Annotated in this window: 13 protein-coding genes; 6 read left to right on the top strand and 7 right to left on the bottom strand. The window is 64.0% G+C overall.

Annotated elements, in window-relative coordinates; all coding sequences use genetic code 11:
* Nucleotides 1-200 precede the first annotated feature (200 nt).
* Nucleotides 201-776 carry a DUF1349 domain-containing protein gene (locus AC0L2U_RS07985; RefSeq protein ID WP_473601717.1) on the bottom strand — a complete coding sequence of 192 codons (576 nt, stop codon included), beginning with the start codon at nucleotides 774-776 and terminating at the stop codon, nucleotides 201-203.
* A gap of 92 nt (nucleotides 777-868) precedes the next feature.
* The gene (locus AC0L2U_RS07980; RefSeq protein WP_292336407.1) at nucleotides 869-2,308 is read right to left on the bottom strand and encodes an aldehyde dehydrogenase family protein; all 1,440 of its coding nucleotides are present in this window, start codon (nucleotides 2,306-2,308) and stop codon (nucleotides 869-871) included.
* Between the two features lie 268 nt (nucleotides 2,309-2,576).
* Between AC0L2U_RS07980 and AC0L2U_RS07975 the strand changes: the two genes are divergently transcribed.
* The 6 genes from AC0L2U_RS07975 to AC0L2U_RS07950 all read left to right on the top strand — a co-directional run bounded on the left by AC0L2U_RS07975 (nucleotide 2,577) and on the right by AC0L2U_RS07950 (nucleotide 10,893).
* Nucleotides 2,577-3,236: a TetR/AcrR family transcriptional regulator gene (locus tag AC0L2U_RS07975; protein WP_024501867.1), complete on the top strand. Its 660-nt coding sequence runs from the start codon at nucleotides 2,577-2,579 to the stop codon at nucleotides 3,234-3,236.
* A 211-nt stretch (nucleotides 3,237-3,447) separates the two neighbouring features.
* Nucleotides 3,448-5,859 (top strand): GcvT family protein, encoded by a 2,412-nt coding sequence (locus AC0L2U_RS07970; RefSeq protein ID WP_473601716.1) that lies wholly within the window; start codon nucleotides 3,448-3,450, stop codon nucleotides 5,857-5,859.
* 82 nt (nucleotides 5,860-5,941) lie between these two features.
* Nucleotides 5,942-7,195 (top strand): sarcosine oxidase subunit beta, encoded by a 1,254-nt coding sequence (locus AC0L2U_RS07965; RefSeq protein WP_473601715.1) that lies wholly within the window; start codon nucleotides 5,942-5,944, stop codon nucleotides 7,193-7,195.
* A 20-nt stretch (nucleotides 7,196-7,215) separates the two neighbouring features.
* The gene (locus AC0L2U_RS07960) at nucleotides 7,216-7,482 is read left to right on the top strand and encodes a sarcosine oxidase subunit delta (RefSeq protein ID WP_292336410.1); all 267 of its coding nucleotides are present in this window, start codon (nucleotides 7,216-7,218) and stop codon (nucleotides 7,480-7,482) included.
* Complete coding sequence (locus AC0L2U_RS07955) at nucleotides 7,479-10,361, top strand: sarcosine oxidase subunit alpha family protein (RefSeq protein WP_473601713.1); 2,883 nt, start codon at nucleotides 7,479-7,481, stop codon at nucleotides 10,359-10,361. The genes AC0L2U_RS07960 and AC0L2U_RS07955 overlap by 4 nt, the downstream gene beginning before the upstream one ends.
* A complete protein-coding gene (locus tag AC0L2U_RS07950) occupies nucleotides 10,354-10,893 on the top strand; it encodes a hypothetical protein (protein WP_473601711.1) in 540 nt (179 codons plus the stop codon). The genes AC0L2U_RS07955 and AC0L2U_RS07950 overlap by 8 nt, the downstream gene beginning before the upstream one ends.
* An 11-nt stretch (nucleotides 10,894-10,904) precedes the next feature.
* Here AC0L2U_RS07950 and AC0L2U_RS07945 read toward each other — a convergent pair whose 3' ends face one another.
* From AC0L2U_RS07945 to AC0L2U_RS07925, 5 genes are all read right to left on the bottom strand, one after another.
* Complete coding sequence (locus AC0L2U_RS07945) at nucleotides 10,905-11,390, bottom strand: hypothetical protein (protein ID WP_023811545.1); 486 nt, start codon at nucleotides 11,388-11,390, stop codon at nucleotides 10,905-10,907.
* 113 nt (nucleotides 11,391-11,503) lie between these two features.
* On the bottom strand, nucleotides 11,504-12,064 hold the full coding sequence (gene msuE / locus AC0L2U_RS07940; protein ID WP_473601710.1) for an FMN reductase: 561 nt from the start codon (nucleotides 12,062-12,064) through the stop codon (nucleotides 11,504-11,506).
* Nucleotides 12,065-12,127: 63 nt separating this feature from the next.
* Nucleotides 12,128-13,375 carry an SfnB family sulfur acquisition oxidoreductase gene (locus tag AC0L2U_RS07935; protein ID WP_127395876.1) on the bottom strand — a complete coding sequence of 416 codons (1,248 nt, stop codon included), beginning with the start codon at nucleotides 13,373-13,375 and terminating at the stop codon, nucleotides 12,128-12,130.
* A 24-nt stretch (nucleotides 13,376-13,399) separates the two neighbouring features.
* Nucleotides 13,400-14,206 carry an ABC transporter ATP-binding protein gene (locus tag AC0L2U_RS07930; protein ID WP_473601709.1) on the bottom strand — a complete coding sequence of 269 codons (807 nt, stop codon included), beginning with the start codon at nucleotides 14,204-14,206 and terminating at the stop codon, nucleotides 13,400-13,402.
* Between the two features lie 81 nt (nucleotides 14,207-14,287).
* Nucleotides 14,288-15,625, bottom strand: a complete 1,338-nt coding sequence (locus tag AC0L2U_RS07925; protein ID WP_127395875.1) for an ABC transporter substrate-binding protein — start codon at nucleotides 15,623-15,625, stop codon at nucleotides 14,288-14,290.
* Nucleotides 15,626-15,686: the final 61 nt, after the last annotated feature.

The raw sequence follows: 15,686 nt of genomic DNA, 5'->3' as shown, positions 1-15,686 counted from the left end.
AACGTCCTGCCTTGCACCGCCTTGAGCCGAACCAGGGGCCAAAAATTTCGAACCGTCTGGCGGCATCGCAACTGGCTGACGATCTCGCCGGCTGCAGTGCCGCGGCCAACCCCCCGGCTCGGCCGGAGGCACACGGCGGTCTACAGACTTGGTTGTGGCAAAGGTCGAAGTGCTTGCGGTTCAGCGCAAGACCGCAGGTCTCAATCGTGCAATTCCCGCGATATCGGCGGACCGAGGGAGAAATCCGAGAACGTTACCTCAAAGCCTTCGCGTTGCGGCGAACAGCACATCATGCCGATATCGACCGTCTTCGAGGTCGGGAAATAGGCAAGCCGCACAGGCTTCCACTGGCTCTCGGAAGCGTCGAGGTACTGGACGCGGATCGCCTCGGCGTGACGGGTCAACCGGATCCTGACGCCGTTCGGATCGGCATGAATGGCGACCAGCGACCAGTCTGACGTGTCGTTGGTGACGACGACGGAGAAATAGGCAAGGCCGTCGGTGTACTCGATACCGGCCTTGATCCAGTGCGTTTCGCTGAGCCGGACCATCAGCCCGGCCTGATCATAGAGGACCTCGTAGTCGCCCTTGACCGTGACTTCGGCGCTGAAATCGCCCTCGACAGGCCGGTGCAGGAAGTGGCCGTTGTCGCGCCAGAAACCGTAGAAGGTCTCGCGCCAGAAATCGGTCTCCTTGCCGGTGCGCACACGAACGCTATCGCCCTCGATGGCGTGGTGCGGCGGCGGGTTAAGCCAGGTCAGATCTTGCACTGTCATCCTTTCGCGCCGCTCCAATCCAGATGTGCATGGCGGTGTTGCCGGCATGGTCGGCAGTGACCGATCAGTCAGGCTGATCGGTCGACGGCCGATCAGCCTGCGAACGTATAGGCCGTCTTCACCGTGGTGTAGAACTCCGCCGCATAGTGGCCCTGCTCGCGCGGCCCATAGCTCGAGCCCTTGCGGCCGCCGAAGGGAACATGGAAATCGACACCCGCCGTCGGCAGGTTGACCATCACCATTCCGGCCTCCGAATTGCGCTTGAAGTGCGTGGCATGCTTGAGGCTCGAGGTGCAGATGCCGGAGGTCAAGCCGAAGGGCGTGTCGTTGGCGACGGAAAGCGCCTCGTCATAGTCCTTGACGCGAATGACGCTGGCGACAGGTCCGAAAATCTCCTCGCGCGAACTGCGCATGGCATTGGTGGCCTCGGTGAGCAATGCCGGCTGCAGGTAGAAGCCTGGCGTCTTGCGGTCGAGCCGCTCGCCGCCGAAGGCGAGCGTGGCACCTTCCCTGACGCCGATGGCGATATAGTCCTCGTCCTGCTTCAGCTGCGTCGCGTCGACGACAGGACCGATCTGGGTCTGCGCGTCGAGCGCATCGCCGATGACCAGTTTGCTCATGCGGTCCTTGAGGGCATCGACGAAACGGTCGTGAATGCCGTCCGCCACAATCAGCCTGGATGACGCGGTGCAGCGCTGGCCGGTCGAGAAGAAGGCGCCATTGAGTGCGCAATCGACGGCGATCGCAAGATCGGCATCGTCGAGCACGACCAGAGGGTTCTTGCCGCCCATTTCAAGCTGGAACTTGCGCATGTGTTCGATGCTTGCCGCGGCAACGCGCTTGCCGGTACCGACCGAGCCGGTGAAGCTGATGGCGTTGACGTCGGGACTGTCGAGCATCGCCTGACCGACGACCGAACCCTTGCCCATGACGAGATTGAGCACGCCCTTTGGCAGGCCGGCGCGATGCAGGATGTCGACAATGGTCCAGGCGCTCTCGGGAACCAGCTCCGCCGGCTTGAAGACGACGGTGTTGCCGTGGGTTAATGCCGGAGCGATCTTCCAGGCCGGAATGGCGATCGGAAAATTCCACGGCGTGATGATGCCGACCACGCCGACCGCCTCGCGCGTCATCTCGACGCCGACGCCCGGTCGCACGCTCGGCACGACCTCTCCGGTCAAACGCAACGTTTCGCCGGCAAAGAAATCGAATATCTGGGCGGCGCGAATGGTCTCGCCGATGCCTTCTGCCAGCGTCTTGCCTTCCTCACGCGCGAGATTGCGGCCAATCTCGTCCTTGCGCGCCAGAATCTCGTCGGAGGCCTTTTTCAACACCGCGTGACGCGCCAGCGGACCGGAGCGGGACCAAGCCGGGAACGCTGCCTTGGCCGCGGCGATCGCCTGCTGGGCCTGTTCGACACCCGCCGAGGCATAGTCGCCGACGATGTCGCCGGTATCCGAGGGGTTGATGTTGCGCGAACCGGCCTCGCCGACCCATTCGCCATCGATGAGGTTCTTTCGAAACAGCGTCATATCGTGTGTTCCTGCTTGTTGGCCGTGCGGGCATCTGTCTGAACTGGTATTTGCCAGACAATTGCCTCGCGGGAAAGCAAACAGTGAACCAGCAGCCGCGACAAAAATCCCCCGGCCTGCGCCGCGCGGATGGCGGGCGACGGCAACGCCCATCGAGCCTCGATGCAGCCGACAGGCCCGATGCATCGTTCGGCTTGGCCCGATTTACTCTGTACACATATGTCCATAGCCTTGATTTGCCTGAGACAGCGTGTCATGCGTCGTGTCGATGGCAGCTCTCGAAACGACGATTCAGCGCGCCGGCGCCACCGGCAACATCAAGGCCACTCGCGAAGACTGGCTGAAACTTGCTCTTGAAACGTTGATCTCCGACGGTGTCGAACGCGTCCGCGTGCTGACGCTTGGACAGAAGCTCGATGTGTCGCGTTCCAGCTTCTACTGGTATTTCAAGAGCCGGCAGGATCTGCTCGACCAGCTGCTGGATTACTGGCGGCAGACCAACACCAAATTCATCGTCGAACGGGCCAGGCGGCCTTCCGCGACCGTCATTCGCGGGGTGATGAGCATTTTCGAATGCTGGGTAGACGAAAGGCTGTTCGATCCGCAGCTGGATTTCGCGATCAGGGCCTGGGCCCGCCGCTCGCCCGCCATCAGGCGCGCGCTCGACGAGGCCGACGAGGAGCGTGTCAACGCCATCCGCGACATGTTCATGCGTCATGGCTACGACGAGGAGGATGCCTTCGTGCGGGCTCGCGTGCTGTACTTCATGCAGATCGGCTATTACTCGCTTGAGCTCAACGAGCCGATGAGCAGCCGCCTGCCTCACGTCGCCGGTTATCTGCGCAGCTTCACCGGCCAGGAGCCCCCGGCGGAGGATGTCGAGGACTTTTCGCGCTATGTCGAGAAGACGCTTTCGCGCAACCGATAGTACGGCCCGCCCGGCCGCCGCGGCTGACGATTTCGCTTAGCGCATCGCCCCAATAGCAAGCACGTTTGCTGCCGATGCAGCAGAGGAGCCCCCTCTGCTGCATCGGCGCAGAGCGGAGTCATGGGCCGCTCATTCTATCGCCTTTCCAAGCTCTAGACACATATGTACAATACCAGTAGGGTACGCCACTGACTGGGTGGAGTGCGACAGGATGAAATCCCAATACAGGGCGATCGTCATCGGCGGCGGCGTGGTTGGAGCCTCGGTGCTCTATCACCTGGCGAAGTTCGGCTGGAACGACGTCGCGCTGATCGAACGCGAGGTACTGACAGCGGGATCGAGCTGGCATGCGGCCGGCGGGTTCCATGCGCTGAACGCCGATCCCAACATCGCCGCCCTGCAGGCCTACACGATCGACCTGCTCTCCGAAGTCGAGAAGGAATCGGGCCAGAGCATCGGCATGCACATGACCGGCGGCATCTCGGTCGCCTCGGCGCCGGAGCGCTGGGAATGGTTGAAGGCCTCTTACCGTATCTTCCAGACCATGGGCATCGACGATGTCCACCTCGTCGGTGTCGATGAGATCAAGCAGCGCTGCCCGATCCTCAACACCGACGGCATGCTGGGTGGGCTTTATGCCGCGCGCGAAGGCCATATCGATCCTTCGGGCGTCGTGCATGCGTATGCAAAGGCCGCCAGGTTGCGCGGCGCCGACATCATCGAGCACAACCGGGTGCTGGCACTCAACCGCCGTGCCGATGGCAACTGGGATGTGGTCACCGAGAAGGGCACGGTCATCGCCGAGCACGTCGTCAATGCCGGCGGTCTGTGGGCCAAGCAGGTCGGCCGGATGGCCGGCATCGACATGCCGGTGTCGCCGATGGAGCACCATTATCTCGTCACCGAGGCGCTGCCCGAAATCCAGGCGCTGGACAAGGAATTGCCGCTGATCGTCGACCTCGAAGGCTTCACCTACATGCGCCAGGAGCAGAAGGGCCTTCTGCTGGGTATCTATGAGGTCAACCACAAGCACTGGAACATGGACGGGGCGCCCTGGGACTACGGCATCGAATTGATCCAGGAAGACACCGACCGCATCGCCGACGAACTGGCGCTCGGCTTCAGCCGTTACCCCTGCCTGGAGACAGCCGGCATCAAACGCTGGGTGAACGGCGCCTTCACCTTCTCGCCGGACGGCAATCCGCTGGTCGGCCCGGTGCGCGGCGTGCCCAATTACTGGGTGGCGTGCGGCGTCATGGCGGGTTTCCTGCAAGGCGGCGGCGTCGGCAAGTCGCTGGCCGAATGGATGATCCATGGCGAGCCGGAAGCCGATGTCTACGGCATGGACATCGCCCGCTATGGCGACTTCGCCTCCAACCGCGAATACATCAGGCAGACCACCGGGCAGTTCTATTCGCGCCGTTTCGTCATGAGCTATCCCAACGAGCAACTGCCTGCGGGACGGGCCTTGAAGACGACCGGCGCGCATGACGCCATGGACGCCGCCGGGGCGCGCTGGGGCAATTCCTGGGGCATGGAAGTGCCGCTCTATTTCGCGCCGCAAGGTTTCGTCGAGACACCGACGCTGAAGCGCTCCAACGCCTTCGACATTGTCGCACAGGAATGCCGCAAGGTGCGCGAAGGTGTCGGCCTGCTCGATATATCAGCCTTCTCGCGCTACGAGATCACCGGCCCGCAGGCCGAGGCTTGGCTCGACCGGCTGCTTGCTTGCGCGCTGCCCAAGCCGGGACGCGCCAAGCTCGCGCCGATGCTGGGTGAAAACGGCAAACTCAAGGGCGATCTCACCGTCTTCAACTGGGGCGATGGCTCCTGGTGGATCATGGGATCCTACTATCTGCGCCAGTGGCATATGCGCTGGTTCGAGCAACATATGAGCGATGGCGTCACCGTTCGCGACATCTCGGACGCCGTCGTTGGTTTCTCGCTCGCCGGTCCCAATGCGCGAAGGTTGCTTGAGCGCCTCACACATCAGGACGTTTCGCACGAGGCCTTTGGCTTTCTCGCCTGCAGGACGCTCGATGTCGGACTGGTTCGCGCCAAGGTCGGGCGACTGTCGGTCATCGGCGAACTCGGCTACGAGATCCATTGCCAGGCCAATGAACACGCGGGGCTGCGCCGTGCGCTGCTGTCGGCAGGCAAGGATCTTGATGTGACCGAATATGGCTTCGGCGCGGTCAATTCGCTGCGGCTCGAAAAGAGCTTTGGCATCTGGTCACGCGAGTTCACGCAGGACTATACGCCTGATGAGACCGGCATGGACCGCTGGGTCGCCTTCGACAAGGGCGATTTCATCGGCCGCGAGGCGGCCCTGAAGGAACGGCAAGTCGAATCCCGGCGCACGCTGGTGACGCTCGAAATCGACGCGGCGGATGCCGATGCCAGCGGCTACGAACCCATCTGGAACAAAGGCAGGCTCGCCGGCTTCGTCACTTCGGGCGGCTACGGTCACACGGTCGGCAAGAGCCTCGCCATGGCGCTGGTCGAGCGCGAAGCGGCCGATATCGATACGCCGTTGACAACCCACATCGTCGGCGTCGAAAGAGATGCGCGCGTCATCGCTTCGTCGCCATATGATCCACTGGGCAAGGCGATGCGGGCATGACCGATCGAACCGATGACGTCGGTGCGAAAGACCATTCGATGATCCACATTTCTTTCCGAACATCAGGCCTGTCCGGCACGTCATGACCACACGCTATTCCGCCCTGTCGCTGTTCAAGGAGGGCCTGGCTGGCCAGACCGGCTGGCAACCGGCCTGGCGATCGCCCGAGCCGAAGCCGTCCTACGACGCCATCGTCATCGGCGGCGGCGGCCATGGGCTGGCGACGGCCTATTACCTGGCAAAGAATCACAACATCACCAGGGTGGCCGTGCTGGAAAAAGGCTGGATCGGCGGCGGCAACACAGGGCGCAACACCACTGTGGTACGCTCCAACTACTATTATCCCGAAAGTGTCGAACTCTACGGGCTGGCGCACCAGCTCTATGAGGGATTGTCGAAAGACCTGAACTACAACGTCATGCTGTCGCAGCGCGGCATGGTCAATCTGTGCCACTCGACTGCCGAGATGGAGATCGGGGCGCGCACCGTCAACGCCATGCAGATCAACGGCATCGATGCGGAGTTGTTTTCACCTGACGATGTGCGCCGGGTAGCGCCGATCTATAATTTCTCAGCCAATGCACGCTTCCCGGTGTTCGGCGGCATCTGGCAAGGCAGGGCCGGCACGGCGCGCCATGACGCCGTCGCCTGGGGCTATGCGCGGGCGGCGAGCCGGCTCGGCGTCGACATCATCCAGAACTGCGAGATCACCGATTTCATCATCGAGGGCGGCCGCTGTCGCGGCGTCCAGACTTCGCGTGGCGCGATCCGAGCCGAGCGCATCGGCATGGCGGTAGCCGGGCATTCTTCGGTGCTAGCGGCCAAGGCCGGCTTCCGGCTGCCGATCAATTCCTATGCGCTGCAGGCCTGCGTGTCCGAGCCGGTCAAGCCGATCCTCGACACGGTGGTGCTGTCGCCCGGCTGCGGCGTCTATGTCAGCCAGTCGGACAAGGGCGAGATCGTCATCGGCGGCGGCCTCGACCGCATTCCTTCCTATGCGCAGCGCGGCAATCTGCCGACGCTGGAGGGGGTGATCGCCGGCCTTTTGGAGATGTTCCCGATCTTCGGCCAGCTCAAGCTGATGCGGCAATGGGCTGGGATCGTCGATGTCGTGCCGGATTCCTCGCCGATCATCGGCGAATCGCCGCTGCCCGGCCTGTTCCTCAATTGCGGCTGGGGCACGGGCGGCTTCAAGGCCATTCCCGCAGGCGGCACGCTGCTGGCAAACCTGCTGGCATCAGGCAAGCACAACGACATCAGCCGCCCGTTCGACCTCGATCGCTTCGCCAGCGGGCGGTTGATCGACGAAGCGGCCGGCTCCGGCATCGCGCACTGAGACAAAGACCAGAGGCAATCATGCAACTCTTTCCTTGCCCGTTCTGCGGCCCGCGTGACGAGACCGAGTTCCACTATGGCGGCGATGCAGGCAACATCAGGCCGGATGGCGCCGACGTGCCGATCGATCGCTGGGCAAACTACCTCTATCTGCGCACCAACCCGAAAGGTACGGCGCGCGAGATCTGGGTTCACATGAACTGCGGCGAGTTTTTCATCATGGAACGCGACACCGTCACGCACAAGGTGCTGTCCTCGGCCGCTCTCGGCGGGGAGCATGCCGCGTGACCGCCTCACGTCTTGCCACCGGCGGCAGCGCCATCGACCGCTCGCGCCCGATCCGCTTCAGCTTCGACGGAACCATCGTGCAGGGCTTTGCCGGCGACACCATCGCCGCGGCGCTGCTGGCGGGTGACGTCGCGGTCGTCGGCCGCAGCTTCAAATACCACCGGCCGCGCGGCATATGGGGCGCCGGCGTCGAGGAGCCCAACGCGCTAGTCGACATCGGCGGCTCGCGGGCGACGCCCAACACGCGCGCCACGACCGAGCCGGCGCGCGACGGACTGGTGGCGAAAAGCGTCAACGCCACGCCCAGCGCACTGGCCGACCGCAACGCCTTCCTGGACCGTTTTGCGCGCTTCATCCCGGCCGCGTTCTACTACAAGACCTTCATGTGGCCGGACTGGCACAGGTTCGAGCCGCGCATCCGTGCCATGGCGGGGCTGGGCACGGTCGATGCTGACTGGACCTCGCCCGGCATGGCCGACCAGATCAACCATCATTGCGACGTGCTGGTGGTGGGCGCGGGACCGGCAGGGCTGGCGGCGGCAAGACTGGCGGCCGGCGCTGGTCTGACCGTCACACTGGTCGACGACCAGCAGAGCCCCGGCGGATCGCTTGGCTATCGTGCCGGTGAGATCGATGGCAAGCCGGCGGCCGTATGGGTCAAGGAGACGATTGCCGAGCTTGCCGCTGGCGGTCACCTCATCCTGCCTTCGACCACCGCCTTAGGCATTTACGACCACAATCTGGTCGGGCTGAACCAGCGTCATTTCGACGGCCGGCCGGATACGCTGTGGCGGGTCAGGCCGCGCCAGATCGTGCTGGCGACCGGCGCCATCGAACGGCCGCTGCCTTTCGCCAACAACGATCTGCCGGGCATCATGTCGGCGGATGCGGCGTTCGCCTATCTGAGGCGCCACGCTGTGCTGGTCGGCCGCCGCATCATCGTCGCCACCAACAATGACAGCGCCTATGAGGTGGCGGGGGCGCTTGCCGAGGCCGGCGCCGAAGTCAGGCTTGTCGACATCCGGCGCAACGGCACGCCTGCCGCGCCGGCCAATGCCCGGTTGATCAAAGGGCGTTCTCTCGCATCCGCCAGCGGCAAGCTGCGCGTCGACGGCGTGACGCTCGACGACGGCACGAGGTTCGATGCCGATTGCGTCCTGGTCTCCGGCGGGTGGACGCCGACCATCCATCTCTTCGGCCAGGCCAAGGGCAAGCTCGCCTGGAGCGATGCGCGCGCCGCCTTCCTGCCAGGCGATCCGGTCGACGGCATCGCCGTGATCGGCGCCGCAGCCGGCGCGGTCTCCTTGTCGGAGGTGTTTGCTGGCGCCGGCCCCGCCTTTGCACCCCTCGGCCAGACGAAGGCTCCCCTACCGCGCAGCACCGGACCGGAGGCGACGGGAGGCATTCTCCCGGCATGGCCGATTCCGGGCTCGAAAGGCCGTATCTGGATCGATTACCAGAACGACGTGACGGTGAAGGACGTCGAACTGGCAGCGCGCGAAAACTTCGTCTCGGTCGAACATCTGAAGCGCTACACCACGCTCGGCATGGCGACCGACCAGGGCAAGACCTCCAACCTGCCCGGGCTGGCGCTGATGGCCGGGATCACCGGCCGCACGGTGCCGGAGGTCGGCACCACCACCTATCGGCCGCCATTCACGCCGGTGCCGCTGGCAAGCTTTGCCGGTGCGCGCGTCGGCGAATTGATGGCGCCGGTGCGCCGGCTGCCCCTAGAGAATGTGCACCGCGCCAATGGCGCTGTCTTCCAGGAATATGGCGGCTGGCTGCGCCCGGCCCACTATGGCGGCTACGCGGACGCGGAGCGTTCGATCGCGGACGAGGCGCTACGCGCCCGTCAGTCGGTCGCGCTGTTCGACGGCTCGACGCTCGGCAAGATCGAGGTGATCGGACCGCAGGCGGCCGCGTTCGTCGATTTCCTCTATTACAACACCATGTCGACGCTGAAGCCCGGCCGCTGCCGCTACGGCTTCATGCTGTCGGAGAACGGCGTGGTCTTCGACGACGGCGTTCTGGTGCGGCTGGGCGAGCATCGCTTTGTCGTCTCGTGCTCGTCCTCGCATGTCGCTGCCGTTCACGCCCGGCTGGAGGAATGGCGACAGGACCGCTTCGGACGCGGCGCCGTCTACATCCACAACGCCACATCGGACATGGCGACGCTGACCGTCTCGGGGCCAAACTCCCGAAAACTGCTCGAAGCGCTTGGCCTCGGTCTTTCGCTCGGCGATGCCGACCTGCCGCATATGGCGATCGCTCATGGAAGCTATGCAGGCGACGACGTCCGCATTGCCCGCGTCAGCTTCACCGGCGACAGGAGCTATGAGATTTCGATCCGGGCCGATCGCGCCGAGCCGTTATGGGCGCATCTGCGCAAGGCGGGCCAGGCGTTCGACGCCGTCGTCATCGGCCTGGAGGCGCTGATGATCCTGCGCGCCGAGAAAGGCTTTATCGTCATTGGCAAGGACACTGACGGCACCACCCTGCCGCATGATCTCGGCGTCGACGGCCCGCGCGTCAAGCGCCAGACCGAGTTCGTCGGCCGCCGCTCGCTGTTCACCGAAGAGGCCTCGCGTGACAACCGCATGCAGCTTGTCGGATTGGCGGTGCCGCAAGGCGAAGCGCCGCTGCCTACCGGAGCGCATGGCATCAAACGGAGCGACGGCAGATTGCGCAGCCAAGGCTTTGTCACCTCGAGCTACCACAGCCCGACGCTCGGCCGCCCGGTTGCGCTTGGCCTGATCGAGCGCGGTGCGACGCGGCATGGCGAGACGATAGACATCCAGCATCTCGGCAAGATCAGCAAGGCGACGATTACCGCCCCTTGCGCCTTCGACCCGGCAGGAGACCGGCTGCATGCGTGATCTCGCGGAAAAATGGTCCATTACTCCGGACTGGCAGAGCGCAGTCATCGCCACGCCGGGTCTTGCGATACGAGCCGTCCTCGACCTCAACCAGTTGATGGTCAGCGGCGACCTCGACGCGTGGACACGGGCTTCCAGCATCGGCGGGACTGGCGTGGGTGCCTTTGGTATCGCACAGGGCGACCGCTACGCGGCGCGGCTGGCGCGCGACCGGCTGCTTGTCGTGTCGAAGAGCCCGCTTGCCATCGCCATGGGCTGGCACGCGGAAGGGTTCGCTGTGACGGCGATCAGCGCTGGGTTGCAAATATTCGAGGTCGAGGGCATGGCGCTCGACGCTTTCATCGCGCGTGGAACGACGCTCGATCCCGCGAAGCCAAGTGCCAGTGCAGCACTTTCCTTCGCCGGCATCAGCGCCGTCGTCTATCGTCTTGACGGCAAGCTGCGCATCCATGTCGACCGTGGCCTTGCCACTTATCTCTGGACATGGATGGAAACGGCCGCCGGCAACATCGCGACCGGATCAGCCGACTAACCGGCGACACGTCAGAGCGTGAACGACCAAAACAGGCAGGCCAGCGTCGCGGCGGCAAAGACCACGAAGAACAGGCTGCGCAGCAGCACATTGCGGCGCAGCTCGTTCATGACGAAGTGACAACCGACGATCGCCGCGGCAAACAGGAACCGCCAGTTCAGCAGCGCCCACACGGCGCTGCCCTGCCCGAACGCCCATCTGGCGACCAGACAGCCGACGATGGTCGCAAACAGCGCGATCACGGTCCAGAAAAGGGCGTCGGCGGCATGGGTCAGGACGATGCCGGCCGCCCTGATCGGCAGGATCATCATCAGCATCGCGCTGAAGAAATAGACAGCGGCAATCGGGATGAACACGCCGGCGTCGGCAATGCCGTCAAGGCGCCTGACGCCGATCGCGCCATAGGGATAGCCGTGCCTGGCCACAGCCAGGCTCAACGCCATGAGCAAGGCGGTCAGCACGGCGACCAGTGCGAAGGATGTGAGGGCTTTGCTCATGACGTTCCTGTCCCAGACGAATCAGACAGGAACGTTTTTAGCGGGCGGTCGTAAATTGCGGGTAAGCGAGGGCGCTGCCCTCGCCTGTTTCGATCGCAATCTGGTGACAAAGCCTATTCGGCGGCGATCCTGCCGGCCGAGCGGTTGGCCAGCACGAAGCCGACCTCGTCAACCGCCTGCGCCGCACGCTTCAGGATCGCCTCGGAGCGCAGTACGCCGTCGGTGAAATCCTTGTCGGTGGCGTAGACGGCTGTCGGCAGGGCAAAGGCCTCGAAGAAGCCGAACAGCGGCCGCAGCTGATGTTCGACGATCAGCGCATGGCGCTCGCCACCTCCGGTCGCGGTCAACACGATGGGCTTTCCCCGCAATGCCGCCGGATCGATCAGGTCGAAGAAGTGCTTGAAAAGGCCGGTATAGCTGCCCTTGTAGGTCGGCGAGCCCACGACAAGCACGTCGGCGGCGAGGATTTGTTCCAGGATCGCGCGCGCCTGGCCGTCGAGATCGCGGGTCCATTTCGCCGTTCCCAGCGACGGACCGAGGTCCTCGATATCATAGGTGCTCGCCGACAGGCCGTGGCTGGCGGCGATGTCCATGGTGACCAGGTCGACGAAGGCGCGCGTCTTTGACGGCCTGGTGATGTTGCCGGAAAAGCCGACGACTGTTGGATTTGACATGGCAGTGGGCCTCTTGGATGGTCGAAGGTTTGACGTGGCAGGCCGCCCGCCCGCCGGTGGGAATCAGCTCCAGGCGTGCAGCGGCGGATTTTCGCCGTTGAGGAAATATTTGCCGAGGATGGAATATTTCCAGCGCACCGGATCGTGCAGCGTGTGCGTGCGCGCGTTGCGCCAATGCCGGTCGAGATTGTATTCGGCCAGCGTCGAGCGGGTTCCCGCAAGTTCGAACAGCCTGTTGGTTGCGGCAATGGCGATCTCGGTCGACAGGATTTTTGCCTCGGCGGTGACGATCTGGGCATGCGCGACGGTCTCGGCGGTCGGATCGATCACTGCCCGGTCGATCGCATGACCGGCCTTTTCGAGCAGCGCCTGCGCCGCGTGCAGGCGCAGCGTCAGGTCGCCGATGGCCTGAATGGTGTAGGGATCGTCCCAGGCATTGTCGACGCCGCTGTCGATCCAGGCGCGGCTTTTGGTCCTGACGAAATCGACGGTCTCGTCGATCGCCGCCTGGGCGATGCCGGTGTCGACCGCCACCTGGATGATCTGGAAGATGGCGCCGTCGGCGGTCGGCCTGTCGTAGCCCTTGTAGCCGGGTACCAGATGGGTCTTCGGCACCTTGACGTTGTCGATGATAACGGTGCCGGACAGCGTCGTGCGCTGGCCGAAGCTCGACCAGTCGTCGATGACCGTCAGCCCGGGTGCGGCACGGTCGGCGATCGCATACCAGGCGCGGCCCTCGTCATCGAGCGCCACGATCGGCACGAGATGGGCAAGCAGCGCGCCGGACGAATAGAATTTGCGGCCGTTGACAACCACATGATCGCCGGCATCGGTGAAGCGGGTCTCAAAATCGGCGGCGCGCTTGGAGCCGAACTCGGAAAAGGCGTTGCCGAACCGCGTGCCTTTCAACGCTTCGGCAAACAGCAGCTTCTGCTGGTCCGCGTCGGACACGGTGCGAATGGCGGCGACAACACCGAGATGGTTCTGCGCAACCTGGCCGATCGAGGAATCCGCCGCCGAGATGATCTCGATTACCTTCGCCAACGTCGCATAGGACACCTCCGGCCCACCGAATGCCTTGGGTACATTGATCGACCACAGGCCGCTTTGCGAAAAGGCATCGAGTTCGGCGACCGGCCAGATCCGCTCGCGGTCGCGCTGGGAGGAGTCCTTGACGAATTCGGCGGCGAGTGCGTGGGCAATCGCAATCGCCTCGGCATCATCCTTGATGATGTGCGCTGGGGCGGTCGGCCTTGCGACTGGCGGCACGGCGGCGGAAGCCTTGTCGGTTTTGACGGTCGAAACGGTCATTTCACTGCTCCTTGGGATTTTGGCTCAGGCAACGGCGTGGAGATGGGCGGGCCTGGTGGCGGGTGACACCTGTTGCCCGGGGGTTGATTGACCGAGATAGAAGGCCCTGATGTCCTCGCGCTGGCGAAGCTCGGCGGCTGCTCCGGCGAGAACGGAAACGCCGTTCTCCAGCACCGTGGCATGGTCGGCATATCGCAGCGCCACCGCCGAGTTCTGCTCGGCGACCAGGATGGATAGGCCGGTCTCGCGGTTGAGTTTTCTCAAGCTCTGGAAGATGTCCTGGACGATGATTGGTGCGAGCCCCATCGACGGTTCGTCGAGAACCAGCAAACGCGGTCGCGACATCAGCGCCCGGCCGATGGCGGTCATCTGCTGTTCACCGCCGGAGGTCAGGCCGGACAATGTCCGGCGCTTCTCCCTGAGGCGCGGGAAATAGCCGTAGATCCGCTCGAGGTCTTGATTGATCTCGGCGCGGCTCCCGCTGCGGCCGATGCCGCCGGCGATCAGATTCTCCTCGACGGTGAGGCTTTTGAAGCAGTGGCGACCTTCCAGCACCTGAACCAGCCCGGCGCGCACCAGGTCACCCGGTTTGCGGCGCGAGACATCGGACCCTTCATAGCGGATGGTGCCGGCATTGACCTGCCCGCGTTCGGCCGGCAGCAGATTGGAGACGGCCTTCAGCGTCGTGGTCTTGCCGGCGCCATTGGCACCGAGCAATGCCAGTATCTGGCCGCGCCTGAGCTCGAAGCTGACGCCATGCAGCGCCGTGACGGCGTGGTTGTAGGTGGCATGGACCGCGTCCATGGCAAGAATGACGTCATCGTTCGGCATAGGCTGTTCTTTCACGGTTCGGAAACCGAAAGAGGCCGGGGCGCCACGGAAACTTGGTCCGCGACGCCCGGCACTGACTGATCAGTTGGTGGTCACAGCATTGGCATCGTCGGCGGTGCGCAGCTTGATGCCCTTCTCGGCGGCGTAGGCCTCGGCGGACTTCTCGATGATCGGCCGCAGCAACGCCCAGTCCGGCGCGATCCAGTCGGAGACGACGTTCCACTTCTTGCCGTCCCACTGCTGGAAGGTCACGTAGCCTTCGCCTTCATGGTTGTCCCAGCTGACATTGATCGAATGGAACAGGTCCTTGGCGCCAAGCGCCTCGACCTTGGCCGGATCGAGCTTGAGATGCTCGAAGCCCCAGCGGACCTCGTCGCCGGTCAGCGTGCGGTGGCCGAACTTCTCCTGCGCAACCCGGATCGCCTCGACATTGAGGATGCCGTTGACGATGCCGAGATTGTGGTAGACCGAGCCGATGCGCGCCTTGTCTTCAAGGTTACCCTTGCCGGCGCCATAGACCGTCTTCACGATCTCCTGCACCACCGGGTAGGAGTTGCCGGAAGCCTGCGTGGTGATGGCGGTGTAGCCCTTGGCGGCGTCGCCGGCGGGGATCACGTCCTCTTCGGAATTCGACCAGACATTGCCGACGATATGGTCGACGGGGAAGCCGACCTTGACCGCCGTCTTCAGCGCCACCGGGTTCATCACGCCCCAGCCGCGCAGGACGACGAAATCCGGCTTGGCGCGACGGATGGTCAGCCACTGCGACTGCTGCTCGTTGCCGGGATGCGGCACCTCGATCTGCTGCACGGTGAAGCCGTATTTCTGCGCCAGCAATTCATAGATCGGGATGGTTTCCTTGCCGTAGGGCGACCCATGATAGAGCACGACGATCTTCTTGCCCTTGAGCTTGTCGATGCCGCCTTCCTTGGAGGCGATGTAGTTCACGATGCCCGAGGTTTCGCTGTAAGGATTGAGTAGCAGCGGGAACACGTACGGGAAGACACGCCCGTCGGTGGAGTCGGTGCGGCCGTGGTTGACCGTGATCAGCGGCACCTTGTCGGCGGTGATGCGGTCGATCATGGCATAGGCGATGCCGACCGAGAGCGGGTTCCAAGCCGCGGCACCGGCATGGCTCTTCTGCCGCTCATAGCATTCGACGCCGCGCTCGACCTCATACTGGGTCTCGCATTCGTCCCAGGTCAGCTTGACGCCGTTGACGCCGCCGTCGCGGATGTTGATGAGGTTGAGATAGTCGATGAAGCCGCCGAAGAAGCCGGTGCCGCCGGCCGCGTAAGGCCCGACGCGATAGCTCTGCAGCGGAAAATATTGCTCGTCGGCGTGCGCGGCCGGTAAGGCCACCGACACGATCATCGCCGCGGACAGCGCCGCCGCCTTGATTGTGCTGAGGAAAGTCATGGTCGAGATACTCCCGGTATGGGCCGTCTTGGGTTCGGCCCCTTGTTCATTTTCGGATTGG

Source organism: Mesorhizobium sp. WSM4808 (assembly GCF_055811675.1).
This window is presented reverse-complemented; position numbering and strand designations above follow the sequence as displayed.